Raw genomic sequence first — 16,395 nt, 5'->3', positions numbered from 1 at the left:
CGCTCGGGTACGGGACGCATGGCGCCCGCCGCACCTGTTGTGCCTGCTTTGCCTGTCATGCCTGCTGTTGGGCCTGCGGCCCGGGCGCAATCCCGTCCGGTTGCGGGTGGGCCTCCCCCGCTGCCACCCGCAGCAGCCGGGCGGCCTTCAGCTCCGTCTCGGCCCACTCGCGGTGCGGGTCCGACCCCCAGGTGATGCCGGCTCCGGTGCCGAACCGCAGCGCGGGGCCGCCCGGGGCGTCCCGCTCGATCCAGAACGTCCTGATGCCCACCGCGAGTTCACCGGTGCCGCGGTCCGCGTCGACCCAGCCGATTCCTCCGCAGTACGGGCCGCGCGGCGAGGTCTCCAGCTGCTCGATGATCCGCAGGGCGCTGCTCTTGGGCGCCCCGGTGACCGAGCCGGGCGGGAAGGTGTCGCGCAGCAGATCCGGCCAGCCGGCACCGGGGGCGAGTTCGCCGCGCACGGTGGAGACCAGGTGCACGAGCCCCGGGTGGGACTCGACCCGGCAGAGCGCGGGCACGGTGACGCTGCCCGCGGCGCAGACGCGGCCCAGGTCGTTGCGCACGAGGTCGACGATCATGACGTTCTCGGTGAAGTCCTTCTCCGCCAGATCCGCCTCGGTGCGGCCGGTGCCCTTGATCGGACCCGACCACACGGTGCCCGACCGCCTCCGCAGATAGAGCTCGGGCGAGGCCGTGGCCACCTCGACACCGTGTGCGGGCAGCCGCACGGAGCCCGCGTACGGGGCCGGGTTGCCGGCGGCGAGAGCGTCGGCGAGCGCGGTGATGTCGGCGCTCGCGGGGTCGGGCAGTGGCGCGCTCAGCACCCGGCAGAGGTTGGCCTGGTAGACGTCTCCCGCGGCAATGTGCTCCCGGATGCGCCGCACGCCGTCGAGGTAGGCGCTCTGCTCCAGCGAGGAGGTCCAGCTCGCGGGGTGCGGGCCGCGCCAGCGGTGCGGGCGGGTCGCCGGAGCCGGTCGTACGTCGCCGAAGCGCGCACACCGCAACCCGCCTTCGAAATCGGCGACCACTGCCCACCAGCCGCGCGATTCCAGCGCGGCGGGGTCGCTGGTGACGTCCCGGAGGTCCGAGGCGACAACTCCGTCGAAGGAGGCGAGAGGCGGTTGGTCGAGCACGGCTGCGAGTCTAGGCATGTCCGATAACGGGAACGGAATTTGAGCTGGCCGAGGAATCCGCTAGAGTTCACCACGTCGCCGGGTCACACAGTGGCCGGGATCACGGCAAACTGCGGACGTAGCTCAGTTGGTAGAGCATCACCTTGCCAAGGTGAGGGTCGCGAGTTCGAATCTCGTCGTCCGCTCGTGGGTACGGGGTTGCACCCCGCGCTCCTGGTGGAGTGGCCGAGAGGCGAGGCAACGGCCTGCAAAGCCGTCTACACGGGTTCAAATCCCGTCTCCACCTCCAAGGACGATTAGCTCAGCGGGAGAGCGCTTCCCTGACACGGAAGAGGTCACTGGTTCAATCCCAGTATCGTCCACCGCACATGAAGGCCCCGGTCTCCGCGACCGGGGCCTTCGCGGTGTCCGGGAGCCGAGGGCCGGGCCACCCCTGCCGGGAGCGAGGGCCCGTGTGGGCGTCTGGGAGCAGGGCGCCGGTGGGCGCTCGCCAACAGAGATTTGAGGGCCAGGCGGCTCCCCAGCCGCCTGGCCCTCCGTGCCGTCCGCCGCACCCCCGTCCCCACGGGGCTGTCAGCCGGAAGTGCCTGGCGCGGGCCGCTCTCCCGCCCAGGTGCGCCAATCAGCGCTGCAACATTCCCGCTACGGACGACGCCTGGGTGGCCACCGCGTCGAAACCGCCGAAGAGGGCGGCCAACAGCAGTGCCACAGGGAGGACCATGGCGGTCGCGACGAGTGGGTGCCGCTGCCCGGAGGGCTGGGTGCCGAAAGTCGCCACCGCGGTGGTGATCCCTGCTGCCCGCGCCTGCAACCGGCTCGGTGTCCTTGCCTCTGTTGCTCGCGCCATGGTTTCCCCTTCTGGTCGGAGCGGTGAGCGACAAACCTCGGGGGACGAGCGTGTCCCTCACCGCTTGGGATCAACAGTAGGAGCGCGGTCGTCGGACGGCGTCATGCCGGCGTACCGACCGTGGGCATCCTCCAGAAGGAGCGATCTCCACCCCGGGTAGTACCAGGGGTGGAGGGAGACCCTGGCCGAACGGCAGAGTTCGGGGCCGCCTCGCGGGGGTCGGACGGGCCCGGCGGCGGGTCGCGCAGAGTGTCGCCGGGGCCGCTATCACGCCTCCCACGTGCACAAACCACGCCCGGGACACGTGACTTCACTCACCTCGGGGCACCCCGACAGCTGCCCCGAAAGGCTGATGTGCCCGACGCGACGGGGCGACGGGAGGGGGTGGACCGCTGGTCCCTCCGACGGCGCCAGAACGCGTGGTCGACAGGTGGCGTCGCGTCATATCCCTTTGCAGCGAGGGGTGTTGGGGGTGAGAGTGGCCGCAGCCGCGACGGGAGGGCGGCCGGGGGCGCACAACTCCCGTTCTTCACCGCGCACTCGCAATCGGTCCGCGCGGACGTGCGCGGCATCTGCGCAGACGCACCTGGCACTCCGTAAGCTGTGGACATCCGCACACAAGCAGCAGCGCGAACCAGTATCGAAGAAGTGGGGCCTCCCCACCGGAGGTAGGGGAAGGACAATGGCGATCATGCGGCTCCGACGCGAAGACCCGCGCGTCGTCGGCTCGTTCAAGCTCCACCGGCGGCTGGGAGCGGGCGGGATGGGCGTCGTCTATCTGGGCTCCGACCGGCGCGGCCAGCGAGTCGCACTGAAGGTGATCCGGCCCGATCTGGCCGAGGACGAGGAGTTCCGCATCCGGTTCGCCCGGGAGGTCTCCGCCGCCCGGCGCATCAGAGGCGGCTGCACGGCACGGCTGGTGGCCGCGGACCTGGACGCGGCACGGCCGTGGTTCGCCACCCAGTACGTGCCCGGGCCCTCGCTGCACGACAAGGTGCACGACGGCGGCCCGCTGCCCGCCTCGCAGGTGGCCGCGGTCGGCGCGGCGCTTTCCGAGGGCCTGGTGGCGGTGCACGAGGCCGGTGTGGTCCACCGCGACCTCAAGCCGTCGAACATCCTGCTCTCCCCCAAGGGCCCGCGGATCATCGACTTCGGCATCGCCTGGGCGACCGGTTCCAGCACGCTGACGCACGTGGGCACAGCCGTCGGCTCACCGGGCTTCCTGGCGCCGGAGCAGGTGCGGGGAGTCGCCGTCACTCCGGCGACCGACGTGTTCGCGCTCGGCGCCACGCTCGCGTACGCGGCGACCGGTGACTCGCCGTTCGGTCAGGGCAGTTCTGAGATCATGCTCTACCGGGTCGTCCACGAGGAGGCACAGCTCCAGGGGGTGCCGGCAGCGCTGGCCCCGATCGTGCACGCCTGCCTGGCGAAGGACCCGGAGGAGCGGCCCACCACTCTTCAGCTCTCGCTGCGGCTCAAGGAGATCGCCGCCCGCGAGGCACGTGCGGTGCCCGAGAGCCGGCTGCCTCCGGCGCCGGCCCGCAGCGCCGCGGAGCCCACCGTACGGGCCCGGCAGTCCACCGCGGGCCGCAGCTCGCAGCGTACGGGCAGCGGGCAGGAGGTCCGGCGCACGGGCGCCGCCTCGGCCACCCGCCGTCCCCGCCCGCAGTCCGGCGCCGGAGGTGCGCGCAGGTCGGGCAGCCGGCCGAGGACCGGGCCCGGGCGCACCGGTTCCGGTTCGAGCAGGCGCACCGTGCCGCCGGACCGGAGACTGCTGCGTCAGCGACTCTTCGTCTTCGTGACGGTGACGCTGCTGATGGCGCTGGGCATTGCGCTCGCGCAGGGTTGTGAGAGCGAGGTGCGCGGGGCGGCGCCTGCGGAGCGGGTGTCCTCGGAGCATGTCTCCTCGGGCGGGAGTTCGGGGACGGACGCCTCCTCGGCGTCGCGCTGAGAGACGGCGGCGGGCCGGACGGGCCCGCGTGTCGTCGGCGGCTCGTCTGCGCGCAGAGCCGGAAGTTCGCCGCGGCGTGGCTCTTCCGTAACCCCGTCCCACCCGCCGAACGTGCACCCCGCGCGCATTCTTCACGACCCGGCCGCGACTCCGTCATGGGTTGGGCCCCGAGCCGCACGAACTCGTGCCTGACCGCCGTCACTTCGGAGCCGGTCCCGTTGAGCGTGCGGCACGCAACCAATCAATGAGGGTCGGCCCGCAGGAGAGGGTTCCGGGCGAACGAGGGGCTGAACGCGAGCTGAGGACGAGGGGCCGGGTTGTGAACTCCCGGGCATCGCCAGGCCCTTTTCGTCCTCGGCGGACAGCTCACCGGTGCGAAGTCCGCAGATGAGACTCCTGCCGGGCAACCGCCCTCCGGGCAGCCCGCCGACGACACGTCGGCCCGTCCGGCCCGCCGCCGTCTCTCAGCGACGGGCGCGGTGCGGCGGCAGAACCTCAGAGCCTCGTCGCGTAGAAGGCCACGGCAGAGGCTGCGGCGACGTTGAGGGAGTCCACTCCCGCGGCCATCGGGATGCGGACCCATTCGTCGGCCGCCCGCTGGGCGTCGACCGACAGGCCGTCGCCTTCGGTGCCGAGCATGAGCGCGAGGTTCTCGTAGCGGCGGGCGGCGAGTTCGTCCACGGTGATCGACTTCTCGTCGAGGCAGAGGGCAGCCGTCACGAAGCCGTTGCGGCGGAAGAGGTCGAGGTCCTTCGGCCAGGAGGTCAGCCGCGTCCAGGGGACACGGAAGACGGTACCCATCGACACCTTCACGGCCCGCCGGTACAGGGGGTCGGCGCAGCGCGGAGTGAGGAAGACGGCGTCCACGCCCAGCGCAGCCGCGTTGCGGAAGGCAGCGCCCAGATTCGCGTGATCGACGATGTCCTCGAAGACGGCGACGCGACGGCCGGCGCTCGTTTGCGGGGCCTCCGGAGAGCTCGTGTCGTTGTCTGCGCGCTCCACGACCGGCTCCGGGGCCACCGCGCTCGGTGCGACATGCAGCAGCTCCTCCGGTTCGGGAAGGGGTTTGCGCTGCATCGAGGCGAGCGCGCCCCGATGGACGTGGTAACCGGTGACACGTTCGGCGAGGTCCGGGGAGACGAGGTAGACCGGCGCACTCGCCTCCTCGATCACGTCGCTCATCTGCTCGGTCCACTTCTCGGAGAGCAGCATCGAACGCATCGTGTAACCGGCGTGCAGGGCCCGCCGGATGACCTTCTCGCCCTCGGCGATGAACAGCCCCTCGGCCGGCTCTCTGCGACGGCGCAGCTCGACGTCGGTCAGGTCGGCGTAGTCACCGAGCCTGGGGTCGTGAGGGTCGTCGACGGTGATGGGATCTGCCTTGCGGTGGGCCACGGGACGATAGTGCCCTGCCCGGCGGGCGACCGAGTACGCGGGGGTACGCGGGTACGCGGGGGTACGCGGGGGTACGCGGGTACGCGGGGGTAAGCCGCCGAAGTCGACGGCGGCCGGGGATGAGCCGCGTGCCGCGAGCCCGGCCGCGCAAGCTGTACGGCGTGGCGCAGAGGGCCGGGAGGTGCCGGTGGCCGACCGGGTCGCCCGGTCGTGGAAGGCTCCCGGGGATCCGGGGTCTACGACATGGGGTTCGTGGGCGGCGGCTGGGCCCGGGGGGCGTTCGCCGGGGCCCCCGACCGTTCGTCGAAGGCCATCCCGTTCCCGTGGAGGAGCCCTCCCGAGCGGCCGACATCGACGACCGGGCCGATCACGATCACCGCCGGAGGACGTACGCCCTCCTCCCGCGCCCGGTCGGCGATGTCGGCCAGGGTGGCGTCGACCCGGCGCTCGTTGGCCGTGGTGCCCTCCTGGATGACTGCGACCGGGGTGTCCGCCGCACGTCCGTGGGCGAGCAGGGCCGCCGCGATGGCGGCGAGCCGTTCCACTCCCATCAGGACGACCAGGGTGCCGTGCAGTCGGGCGAGCGCCGACCAGTCCACCAGGGACCGCTCGTCCTCGGGCGCCACATGGCCGCTGACCACGGTGAACTCGTGGGCCACACCGCGGTGGGTGACCGGCACACCGGCCAGCGCGGGCACGCTGATCGCGCTGGAGATGCCGGGCACGACGGTGACCGGCACACCGGCCTCGGCGAGCGCCTGCGCCTCCTCCATGCCTCGACCGAAGACGTACGGGTCACCGCCCTTGAGGCGTACGACGGCGCGGCCGGCCCGGGCGTGCTCGATGAGCGCGTCGTTGATCGCCTGCTGGGCCATCGCCCTGCCGTACGGGATCTTGGCGGCGTCGATCACCCGTACGTGCGGCGGGAGTTCGTCCAGCAGGTCGCGCGGACCAAGGCGGTCGGCGATCACCACGTCGGCGGCGGCGAGCAGCCGACGGCCGCGGACGGTGATCAGATCGGGGTCGCCCGGACCTCCACCGACCAGCGCCACCCCGGCGGTGCGGGAGCGGTGGGAAGGGGCGACGAGGCTGCCGTCCTGGAGCCCTTCGACGACCGCGTCGCGCACCGCGGCCGAGCGGCGCGGATCGCGCCCGGTGAGCACGGCGACGGTCACGCCGTCACTGCGGCCGGTGGCCGGGGTCCAGGCAGTGGCGGCCTCGGCGTCGTCGCTGCGCACCGCCCACACCCTGGCCGTCTCCGCCTCGGCCGAGGCGGCGAGATTCGCCTCGTGGTCGCTGGTGGCGATCAGCGCGTACCAGGCTCCCTCCAGATCGCCCGCACGATAGCGGCGGCGCTCCCAGCGGATCTCGCCGCCGTCGGCCATCGCCTCGACGGTGGGCGTGACCTGCGGGGAGATCAGCTCCACGACCGCGCCGGCGGCGATCAGCGCCGGCAGCCGACGTCCGGCGACGGTGCCGCCGCCCAGCACGACGACCCGGCGGCCTTCCAGACGCAGTCCGACGGGGTAGGCGGGTAGCTCGGACATCGTGGTGCTGCTCCTTGCACATGGTGCGGGGCCGCTGCGGCGCCGGAGCGGCGGGTACGGGCACTCTGGAGGGCCAGTTGCGGGTTCAGTTCTTCTCCGTGACGCCGGCGGCGTCGAAGGTCGCCACATCGTGCATGGCGCGGGCCGCACTCTGTACGACCGGCAGGGCGAGCAGCGCGCCCGTCCCCTCGCCGAGGCGCAGCTCCAGATCGACGAGCGGGCGCAGGCCGAGCGTCGTCAGCGCGGCGTGGTGGCCGGGCTCGGGGCTGCGGTGGCCGGCGATGCAGGCGGCGAGCGCCTCGGGTGCCATCGCCCGGGCCACCAGGGCCGCGGCTCCGGCGCTGACGCCGTCCAGCAGCACCGGTGTGCGCAACGAGGCTCCGCCCAGGATCAGTCCGACGAGCGCGGCGTGCTCCAGTCCGCCGACGGCTGCCAGCACCCCGATCGGGTCGGTCGGGTCGACCTGGTGCAACTCCAGTGCGCGGCGCACGACTTCGGCCTTGTGGGCGTGCATCTCGTCGCTGATTCCGGTTCCGCGACCGGTGACCTCCAGCGGGTCGACCCCGGTGAAGACGGAGATCAGCGCGGCCGAGACGGTCGTGTTGGCGATCCCCATCTCGCCTGTGAGCAGCGCCTTGTTGCCGGCCGCGACCAGGTCGCGCGCGGTTTCGATGCCGACCTCGACGGCCCGCTGGGCCTCCTCGCGCGTCATCGCGGTGGTGGTGGTGAAGTCGGCAGTGCCCGCGCGCACCTTGCGCGGCAGCAGTCCGGGGGTGCTGGGGAGCGGCTGTGCGACACCGACGTCCACCACGCACACCTCGGCGCCCACCTGCTTGGCGAACGCGTTGCAGACCGCGCCGCCGGAGAGGAAGTTGTCGACCATCTGGGCCGTCACCTCCTGCGGCCAGGACGTGACGTGCTGGTCGTGCACCCCGTGGTCACCCGCGAACACCGCGACCGCGGCGGGCTCGGGCACCGGCGGCGGGCACTGCCGGGCGAGGCCGCTCAGCTGCGCCGAGATGATCTCCAGCATGCCCAGTGCGCCGGCCGGCTTGGTCATCCGCTTCTGCCGCTCCCACGCCTCGCCGAGCGCCTTGGCGTCCAGCGGGCGGATGGCGGCGAGCGTCTCACCGAGCAGGTCGTGCGGTTCGGCGCCGGGCAGTACTCGGCGGCCGTAGGACTCCTCGTGGACCACCCAGGACAGCGGGCGCCGCCGAGACCAACCGGACTGCACCAGCTCCGGTTCCTCGGGGAAGGCGTCCACATAGCCGACGCAGAGGTAGGCGACGACCTCCAGGTGCTCGGGCAGGCCGAGCTCGCGGACCGTCTCCCGCTCGTCGAAGAAGCTGACCCAGCCGACCCCGAGCCCCTCGGCGCGCGCGGCGAGCCAGAGGTTCTCCACCGCGAGGGCGGAGGAGTAGGGGGCGGTCTGCGGCTGGCTGTGCCGGCCCAGGGTGTGGCGACCGCCGCGGGTGGGGTCCGCGGTGACGACGATGTTGACCGGGGTGTCGAGGATCGCCTCGACCTTCAGCTCCTTGAACTGCTTCGCCCGCGCCTTGGGCAGCGACTTGGCGTAGGCGTCGCGCTGCCGCAGGGCGAGCTCGTGCATCGCCTGCCGCGTCTCGGGCGAGCGGATGATGACGAAGTCCCAGGGCTGGGAGTGGCCGACGCTCGGCGCGGTGTGGGCGGCCTCCAGGACCCGGAGCAGCACCTCGTGCGGAATGGGGTCGTCACGGAACCCGTTGCGTACGTCGCGGCGCTCACGGATGGCACGGTGCACGGCCTCGCGCTCGGCGTCCGGGTAGCCCGGCGCGGGCGGTCCGGAAGCCTCGACGGGGGCGGGCTCGGGGGCGCCGGGCTCGGAGGCGCCGGACTCGGCGCTTTCGGCGGACGGTTGTACGGCGTCCCCGGGCAGAGCGGCGCCGTCGGAAGCCGCGTCGTCGGGGGTCGCGTCGTCGGGGGTCGCGTCGTCGGGGGTCGGGGCGTCGGGGGTCGGGGCCTGTGGTGCGGCGGGGGCGTCGAGCGCGGGCTCCGGTGCGGCGGCTGCCGGCGCGGCGGGCTCCTCCTGCGCCACGGGCTCGGCGGACGGCGCGGGTTCCGGGGCGGGCTCGGCAGCGAGGTGCTGGGCCTCCTCCGGCCGCGACGCTGCGGCGGCGGCCGAATCGCCCTCGGGCTCCGGGAGTTGCAGGTCGGTCGGCTCGGCGGCGGACACCTCGTCCGGGCCGGGGGCGACGGAGCCGTCCTCGGTGTTCACGGCGGAGGCCTCGGCCTCGCGCGGGGCGGGCACCGCCTGTGCCGTCGCGGAGAGCGGATCGGGATCCCCGACCTGGGCGGGGATCGCGGCCCCCGGATCCTGCACCGGAGCACCGTCCACCGCGGCCTGCTCCTGGGCGCCCTGCGGCGCGGGCTGCTCGACGGGCTCGGCCACCGCTTCTGCGGCGGCGCCGGCCTCGGCGGCGACCGGCTCCACCTGGCCCGGCTCCGCGGCCACCGGCTCGGCCGGCTCCACGCCTGCCGACCCGTCGGCGGCGACGGGCTGCGGGGCGTCGTACACCGGCACGGCCTCGGCGGGCGGGGACGGGTCGACCGCGCCCGGAGCCGCCACGGGCTCGGCCACCGGGTCCGGCCCGGCCAACGGGTGTTCGACGGGGTGGACGGCCGCGTCCGCGTGCACGGGCTGCGCGGACCAGGCGTCCGGCTCCTGCGGCGGCAGCGCACCGAGCTGCGGCCCGGGCAGCTGCGAGGGGTCCTCGAAGTGCTCGGGCTGCTGCGGGAGTTGATCGGCGGGGGGCACGTCGAGGTACTCAGGCTCGGCCGGGAGGCCCTGCTCCCCGCTGGGAGCCGGCGGCGCGGTCTGGTTCAGCGAGGCGTCGTGCGCCCCGGGCGCGGAGTGCGGTGCGGCAGCGGGTTCCGCAGCCGGCCGGACACCGCTCTCGACCGGGGCGGGGAAGGCCGTGCCCGGCTGAGTGCTCGGCCCCCGCTCGGCCAACGACCGTACGGCGCCGGACTGTTCGGGAACAGGCGGTCCCAGGTGCAGCGGGCGGCGCGGCGCGGTCGCACTCGGCTGACGGCTCGGTTGCGTCTGCCGCCCGCCCCAGCTCTGCGCGGGCACGGGCTGCTGCGGCTCGTCGCCCGGAGCTCCGCCACCGGTGGCCGGCGGCTCGCCCGGCAGCGGGTCGGACAACGGATCGCCCGCCGGAGCACCGCCGGACCGGGCATCGCCCGGCAGCGGGTCGGACAGCGGGTCGACGGCCGCCGGCTCGACGGGTACGGCGCCGGCCGGGGCTTCGCCGAACGAGGGCTCGCCGGGAGCCGGTTCACCGGGGACGGCGGTCATGCCCTCGTGGGCGGCGGAGAGGTCCGCACCGGGCACGGGCGAGCCGGCGGGCGGCGTGCGCACGGCGCTGTAGTCGTGCGCCCCCGAGTCCCTGCCGTCGGCCTCGTGGCCCTCCGGGACGTGCGGGCCCTGCTCCGGGTGGTGCGGCACGGCTGCGGCTGCCCCGTCGTAACCGGCGTCGGCCGGCACGGGCTGCGGGGTGAACGGCTGGGCCCCCGGGTCGCCCCAGGCGCCCTGCGAACTCGGCATCAGCAGCAGGTCGTCCTGCGCGTGGCGACCCGAACCCGCGGAACCGGGCCTGCCGTTCCGCGGCGGAGCGTAGGTGTGCCCGACAGGCGCCGGCGCGCCGGGCTCCTCCTGCGGTGCGCCTGCGTTCTCCGGCTGCCCCTCGCCGGGCATTCGGCCGGTGTCAGTCATGCGTACCCCTCGCCCATTGCTCGTCTTCCTTCCAGCCCGACGGGATCGACGCCCCCACGGAGAAGAACGAGCGCGTCAAGCGCACGGCACGTCTCCGCCCGTGTGTCATCCGTGGGTTGACGGGTGCGCCACCGCGCTCCGGCCGGTTCGGCGGACGCCGTCGAAACCGAAGCAAGAGGGTGCGAAACCGCCCGGCGGGCCGGACACACAACGGTGCATAACCCTACCCGCAGCCGCTGGTCGGACCCTCCACGGGGAGGTGACTGGACCCGGTTGGTCACGGTTCATTCCGGACAGATCACATACGACTTCCGGACAGCAGAAAAACGACCGTCCGATCCCGTTCGGTCCAGTCCTCGGTGTCCATCTCGACCGACTGCAGCAGTGCGCACTCGACGCGGTAACCACGGTCGGCGAGCGCCCGTCCAGTGGCTTCTGCCTCATCCCGGGTAGTCGCGTGCGTCACGATGCGCTCGGGCCGCCGGTCCGCGCACGCCTCGACCGTACGCAGCCCGCCGCCGCCGATCCGTACGACATCGGGCTCGGGCAGCCGCTCCAGCACCTGGGGAGCGCCTCCGTGAACGGCCTCCAGCATCACCCCGGTCTCGGCCGCACGGGCGGTGGTGCGGGCCAGCGCCTCGGCGTTGCGGTCGACGGCGATCACGGCCGCGCCGAAGCGGGCGGCGTCGGCGGCGATCAGCCCGGGGCCGCAGCCGATGTCCCAGACCAGATCGCCCGGTCGGGGGCCCAGACGGGCGAGTTGGGCGGCCCGCAGCTCCTGGGACCGACCGTCGGTACGTGCCCCGCGGTCCGGTACCGGCCCGTGTCCCGCCCAGCCGCGCGGCCCGTCCGGGTAGCCGGGCGTGCGGCCGGCCAGCCAGCCGTCGCCGCTCCTGACGGGCCGGGCGGCTGCCGCGGGGTCGACGTCGACGGGCGCCTGGGGCCGGGTGTGGCCGCCGACGGCGATGACCACGTTGGGGTCGCGCCAGAGGTAGTCGACGGCCTTCTCCGAGGTGAGGACGGTGACCCGCTCCTCGCGGGTGCCGAGCGCCTCGCAGATGACGAAGGTGCGGTGCACCTCCCCCAGCAGCAGCGCCAGTTCGGCCGGACCCGCACCCGGCGAGGTGAGGACGGCGACCTTGGGATGGGCCCGGCAGATGTTGACCGCGCGCCGCAGGTTGCGGCTGTGCGCGACGACGACCTGGGCGTCGTCCCAGGGCATCCCGGCCCGGGCGAAGGCCGCGGCCACCGCGGAGACGGCGGGCTGGACCTCGACCTCGAGCCCATGCTCGGGAGCGCGCAGGGTGCGCACCACGCCGAAGAACCCGGGGTCGCCGTCGGCCAGCACCACGGCGGTGCCGCGGTGACGGGCGATCCGGCGCGCCGCCAGGGCGACGCTGCCCAGACGGATGCGTTCGGCCCGCTCGGGCACGTCGTCCAGCGCGAGATGGTGTGCGGCTCCGGCGACCAGGCTCGCGGCCTGAAGTGCGGCGCGCGCGGCGTCGGTCAGCGGCGAGCCGTCCCACCCGATCACGGTGACACGGTCGGCCATGGGTGGGGTCTCCTGGGTCAGCGCAGGTGGGGGCAGGGCGACACTACCCGAGCCTTCGGGTGCGCGCCGAGCCGTCTTTCGGCCGACCCCCGCGCGCGGCACGGCACGGGCGCCGGGCGGGAGCCTGTGGCGTCAACCTCCGTGCACGCCCGGCCAGTTGGGGTAGTGGGAGTAGGTGCCTCCCTGGTCGAGCTCCTCGGCTATGCCGTCTGTGTCCTCGGGCAGCAGGCCCCACACGATCAGATCGCCGCGCAGCTCGACCCAGCCGCCGGCCTCCGTTCGACTGCGGGCTATCCAGGCGTTGCGCAGTACGCCCTCGCTGATGCCGCCGACCTTCTGCGCGACCTGCTGGGCCGCGGTGTTGTCGGCGGCCGTGCGCAGCTCCAGGCGTTCGAACTTCTGGTCCTGGAACAGCCAGCCCGCGATGACCAGCAGCGCCTCGCTGGCGTACCCCTCTCCCCTGGCCCACGGGGCGATCACATAGGTGGCCTCGGTGGAGAGCAGTCGCCAGTCGGTGTTGCTCAGCCGCAGGGAGCCGACGAGTCGGCCGGTGAGGAACTCCGTGACGGCGAAGGCGATTCCGGTGCCCGCGGTGCGCTGTGCGGGCGCGGTGAAGGTCACCCAGCGGCGCGCGTCGCTCTCGCTGAAGGGCACGGGGACATCCGTCCACGCCGCCACCAGCTCGTCGTTCATCATCTCGGTGTGGGCAGGGATGTCCGCTTCCTCGAACGGTCGCAGTACGAGACGTTCCGTACTGATGGATACGTCCGGGAAAGTCGAAGTCATACGCCGCTCCAGCCTGCGAGGGGTCAAGTGCACCAGCATGCCGCATGCGCGGGTGCACACGAAGCGGTGGGCCCCTCAAGTGGGGCCCACCGCTTCGCCGTTGGTGCGGACGGACCGCGGCCCGCGTGGGGTTCCGCGCGCCGCGGTCCGTCCGCGGCCGGGTCAGCCCCGGACCGCGCCGAAGACCGGGAGCACCGAGTCGTCGTACTCCTTCTCGATGTACTTCTTCACCTCGTCGGAGTTGAGGAGCTTCGCCAGCTTCTCGACCCGCTCGTCGTCCTCGTTGCCCTTCTTGACCGCGAGGAAGTTGGTGTACGGGTTGCCCTCGGCCTTCTCCAGCACCAGCGCGTCGTCGGCCGGCTTGAGGTCGGCCTCCAACGCGTAGTTGCCGTTGATGACCGCGGCGTCGACCTCGCCGAGGGAGCGCGGCAGGGTGGCGGCCTTGAGCTCCTTGAACTTCAGGCCCTTGGCATCGGCGACGTCCCGCAGGGTGCCGGTGGTGCCGGCGCCCTTCTTGAGCTCGATCAGGCCGTTGTCGGCGAGCAGCTTGAGCGCACGGCCCTCGTTGGTGGCGTCGTTGGGCACCGCGACGGTCTGGCCCGGCTTGATGTCCTTCACGTCCTTCGCGGACTCGGAGTAGAGGCCGAGCGGCTCCAGGTGCACGTTGACCACGGGGACGAGGCTGCCGTCGCGCTGCTCGTTGAAGTCGTCCAGGTGCGGCTTGTGCTGGAAGAAGTTGGCGCCGATCTCGCCCTCCTGCGTCGCCGTGTTGGGCAGCACGTAGTCGTCGAAGACCTTGATCTTGAGGTCCAGGTCCTCGTCGGCCGCCAGGTTGTCCCGGACGTACTCCAGGATCTGGGCGTGCGGGGTGGCGGAGGCGCCGACGGTCAGCGGCTTGCTGCTGTCGGAGCCGGCGCCGCTGTCCGGGTCCGATGCGGTGCCGCAGGCGGTCAGGCCGAGAGTGAGGGCGGTGGTGGCCGCCGCGGCGAGGGTGAGGTGACGGGTGTGGCGGGTGGTGATACGCACGAAGAGTGCCTCGTTCCTGTGTGGGTGGTGCGTGCCCGACGAAGGGTTCGGGACAGGGGTCGCCCGACGCGGTGGGCGGTGCGGTGCAGGTCAGCCCGCCTTCCGCTCCTGCCGCGTCAGCAGTCGTACAGCGAGGTCGCCGATGAGCTGGACGAGTGTGACCAGGACGATCAGCACGCCGACGGTGGCGAGCATCAGTCCGGTCTCGAAGCGCTGGTAGCCGTAGGTCAGTGCCAGGTCGCCCAGCCCGCCTCCACCGACCGCGCCGGCCATCGCCGAGTAGCCGAGCAGCACGATGACGGTGGTGGTCAGGCCCGCGACCAGCGAGGGCAGCGCCTGCGGCAGCAGGACCTTGAAGACGGTGGTGCGCGTACCGCCGCCCATCGACTGGACGGCCTCCACCAGCCCGTGGTCGACCTCGCGGATCGCGGTCTCCACCAGCCGGGCGAAGAACGGAATGGCCCCGATGGCCAGCGGCACGATGGCCGCGGTGGGCCCGATGAACGTGCCGACCAGCAGCTTGGTGAACGGGATCAGGGCCACCAGCAGGATGATGAACGGCAGTGAGCGGCCGACGTTCACGATCGCGCCGACCACCTTGTTGACCACCGTGTTGCGCAGCATCCCGCCGCGGTCGGTCAGCACCAGCAGTACGCCGAGCGGCAGACCGCCGAGCGCCGCGATCAGGGTCGACCAGCCGACCATGTACACGGTGTCCACCAGGCCCTGGTTGAGCAGGGGCTGCATCTCCGACCAGGTCACTTGGCCGCCTCCTTCGTCAGGTCGCCGCCGCGCCCGGGGAGCTCCACTGTCAGTCCCTGCTCCCGCAGATGGGCCAGCGGCAGGGCGTTCTCCTCGCGTCCGCCGGGAAGTTCGATGCGCATCCGGCCGATCTGGCGGTCGCCGACGGTGTCCATGGCGGCTCCCAGGATGGAGACGTCGATGTCGTAGGCCCGGGCGAGGTGGGAGACGACCGGCCTTCCCGCGGCCTCGCCGTGGAAGGTGATGTCGACCACCGTCGTACCGGCTTCGGTGGGGGTGCCACCGACGGGGAAGAGCTCGGCGGCGAGCTCCGAGCCCGGGGTGGCGAGCAGCCGCTGTACCGTGCCGGACTCCACGACGCGGCCCTCGCGCATCAGCGCCGCGCTGTCGCAGACGGTCTTGACCACGTCCATCTCGTGGGTGATCAGCAGCACGGTCAGACCGAGCTGCCTGTTGAGATCGCGCAGCAGCTGGAGCACCGAACGGGTCGTCTCGGGGTCGAGTGCGGAGGTCGCCTCGTCGGAGAGGAGCACCTTCGGATCGCCCGCCAGGGCCCTGGCGATGCCGACGCGCTGCTTCTGGCCGCCGGACAGCTGGGCGGGGTGTGCGCGGGCCTTGTCCGCGAGGCCGACGAGGTCGAGCAGTTCGAGCGCCTTGCGCTCCCGCTCGCGGCCGGAGTGGCCGAGGATCTCCAGCGGCAGTTCGACGTTCTTCTGGACATCGCGCGAGGAGAGCAGGTTGAAGTGCTGGAAGATCATGCCGATGCCGGCGCGGGCCCTGCGCAGTGCGGCGGGCGGGCGGGCGCCGGTACCCGTCACCAGCGCGGTGAGGTCCTGTCCGGCGACGCTCACGGTGCCCGAGGTCGGGCGCTCGAGGAGGTTCACACAGCGGATGAGTGAGGATTTGCCGGCTCCGCTGCGGCCGATGACGCCGTACACCTCACCCTGCTCGACGTGCAGGTTCACGCCGTCCAGGGCGGTGACCTCGCGGTCGCGGCTGCGGTAGACCTTGGTCAGGTCCGTGGTGGTGATCACTGGCTGTCCGTCGCTGTCGAGTGCACGGCACCGGGTCGCGGAGACGCACACGGGTTGCTCCCCGCGGGGAGCGGGCGGCACAGGGCCGGCCGGGCACGCGGGAGGTGAGGGGCGGGAGGAAGGGTGAACGCCCATGGCCCTGGTCCCGCTGTCAGCGGCGGGCCGCACGGGACGAGCCGTACGCACGCGGGGTGCGGGTTCGGCTCTCGCTTCGGGGCGCGAAGTAGTTCGGTGGGGCCCTCAGCAGTCACACATTCGGCACCGACAGCAGCGAGCGCTCGGGGTGGGGACCACCTCGGCTGCGGCTGGACTGCGGTGCGTCGTGCTCATGCTGTTCAGTAAAACAGACCTGGTCCGCACCTTCCCGCGACGTGGGACGCCGGTCCGCATGCTGGACTCGTGGAGTTTGGAAGAGGCAGGGACCCCACCTGCCGACGACCGGGGCGACCCGGGCGCTTCCACTCCGGTGCCACCGCTCTGATCTGCGAGAACCTCCGTCGGGCGGCAGCGCGTACGGGCAGCGGAGAGGGGTCGGCCGCGGATGGCTGCTGTGGCCAAGCACACGCTCCGGGCGCACGTCGTCTCACCCGGCGTCCCGGCAGACGG

11 protein-coding genes and 3 tRNA genes are annotated in these 16,395 nt (G+C 73.0%); 4 read left to right on the top strand and 10 right to left on the bottom strand.

The window, feature by feature from the left end; genetic code table 11:
• Window positions 1-55 precede the first annotated feature (55 nt).
• The gene (locus JGS22_RS20480) at window positions 56-1,135 is read right to left on the bottom strand and encodes a chorismate-binding protein (protein ID WP_211042090.1); all 1,080 of its coding nucleotides are present in this window, start codon (window positions 1,133-1,135) and stop codon (window positions 56-58) included.
• A 112-nt stretch (window positions 1,136-1,247) separates the two neighbouring features.
• Here JGS22_RS20480 and JGS22_RS20475 point away from each other — a divergent pair.
• The 3 genes from JGS22_RS20475 (at window position 1,248) to JGS22_RS20465 (ending at window position 1,497) form a co-directional block, all read left to right on the top strand.
• Window positions 1,248-1,320, top strand: a tRNA-Gly gene (locus JGS22_RS20475).
• Window positions 1,321-1,350: 30 nt separating this feature from the next.
• Window positions 1,351-1,424 (top strand) — tRNA-Cys (locus JGS22_RS20470).
• Between the two features lies 1 nt (window position 1,425).
• Window positions 1,426-1,497 (top strand) — tRNA-Val (locus JGS22_RS20465).
• A 260-nt stretch (window positions 1,498-1,757) separates the two neighbouring features.
• Here the strand turns inward: JGS22_RS20465 and JGS22_RS20460 are convergent.
• Window positions 1,758-1,982: a hypothetical protein gene (locus JGS22_RS20460; RefSeq protein ID WP_236073222.1), complete on the bottom strand. Its 225-nt coding sequence runs from the start codon at window positions 1,980-1,982 to the stop codon at window positions 1,758-1,760.
• A 682-nt stretch (window positions 1,983-2,664) separates the two neighbouring features.
• Between JGS22_RS20460 and JGS22_RS20455 the strand changes: the two genes are divergently transcribed.
• A complete protein-coding gene (locus JGS22_RS20455; protein ID WP_211042089.1) occupies window positions 2,665-3,933 on the top strand; it encodes a serine/threonine-protein kinase in 1,269 nt (422 codons plus the stop codon).
• Window positions 3,934-4,428: 495 nt separating this feature from the next.
• On the opposite strand, the gene JGS22_RS20450 is transcribed toward JGS22_RS20455, so the two are convergent.
• The 8 genes from JGS22_RS20450 to JGS22_RS20415 all read right to left on the bottom strand — a co-directional run bounded on the left by JGS22_RS20450 (window position 4,429) and on the right by JGS22_RS20415 (window position 15,789).
• The gene (locus JGS22_RS20450; protein ID WP_211042088.1) at window positions 4,429-5,328 is read right to left on the bottom strand and encodes a TrmH family RNA methyltransferase; all 900 of its coding nucleotides are present in this window, start codon (window positions 5,326-5,328) and stop codon (window positions 4,429-4,431) included.
• A 236-nt stretch (window positions 5,329-5,564) separates the two neighbouring features.
• A complete protein-coding gene (gene cobA / locus JGS22_RS20445; RefSeq protein ID WP_211042087.1) occupies window positions 5,565-6,875 on the bottom strand; it encodes a uroporphyrinogen-III C-methyltransferase in 1,311 nt (436 codons plus the stop codon).
• A gap of 85 nt (window positions 6,876-6,960) precedes the next feature.
• Complete coding sequence (gene cobT / locus JGS22_RS20440) at window positions 6,961-10,629, bottom strand: nicotinate-nucleotide--dimethylbenzimidazole phosphoribosyltransferase (RefSeq protein ID WP_216815049.1); 3,669 nt, start codon at window positions 10,627-10,629, stop codon at window positions 6,961-6,963.
• A 298-nt stretch (window positions 10,630-10,927) separates the two neighbouring features.
• Window positions 10,928-12,181, bottom strand: coding sequence for a precorrin-6y C5,15-methyltransferase (decarboxylating) subunit CbiE (gene cbiE, locus JGS22_RS20435; protein ID WP_211042085.1), 1,254 nt, complete (start codon window positions 12,179-12,181; stop codon window positions 10,928-10,930).
• A 132-nt stretch (window positions 12,182-12,313) separates the two neighbouring features.
• Window positions 12,314-12,967 carry a GNAT family N-acetyltransferase gene (locus tag JGS22_RS20430; RefSeq protein ID WP_211042084.1) on the bottom strand — a complete coding sequence of 218 codons (654 nt, stop codon included), beginning with the start codon at window positions 12,965-12,967 and terminating at the stop codon, window positions 12,314-12,316.
• 162 nt (window positions 12,968-13,129) lie between these two features.
• Window positions 13,130-13,987: a MetQ/NlpA family ABC transporter substrate-binding protein gene (locus tag JGS22_RS20425; RefSeq protein ID WP_372454326.1), complete on the bottom strand. Its 858-nt coding sequence runs from the start codon at window positions 13,985-13,987 to the stop codon at window positions 13,130-13,132.
• A gap of 96 nt (window positions 13,988-14,083) precedes the next feature.
• A complete protein-coding gene (locus JGS22_RS20420) occupies window positions 14,084-14,755 on the bottom strand; it encodes a methionine ABC transporter permease (protein WP_211042082.1) in 672 nt (223 codons plus the stop codon).
• Window positions 14,752-15,789 carry a methionine ABC transporter ATP-binding protein gene (locus tag JGS22_RS20415; protein ID WP_211042081.1) on the bottom strand — a complete coding sequence of 346 codons (1,038 nt, stop codon included), beginning with the start codon at window positions 15,787-15,789 and terminating at the stop codon, window positions 14,752-14,754. Before JGS22_RS20415 ends, JGS22_RS20420 begins: the two co-directional genes overlap by 4 nt.
• Window positions 15,790-16,395: the final 606 nt, after the last annotated feature.

The organism is Streptomyces tardus (genome assembly GCF_018101125.2).
GTDB lineage: Bacteria > Actinomycetota > Actinomycetes > Streptomycetales > Streptomycetaceae > Streptomyces > Streptomyces tardus.
The sequence above is the reverse complement of the archived record's forward strand: the minus strand, read 5'-3'. Positions and strand labels throughout refer to the sequence as shown.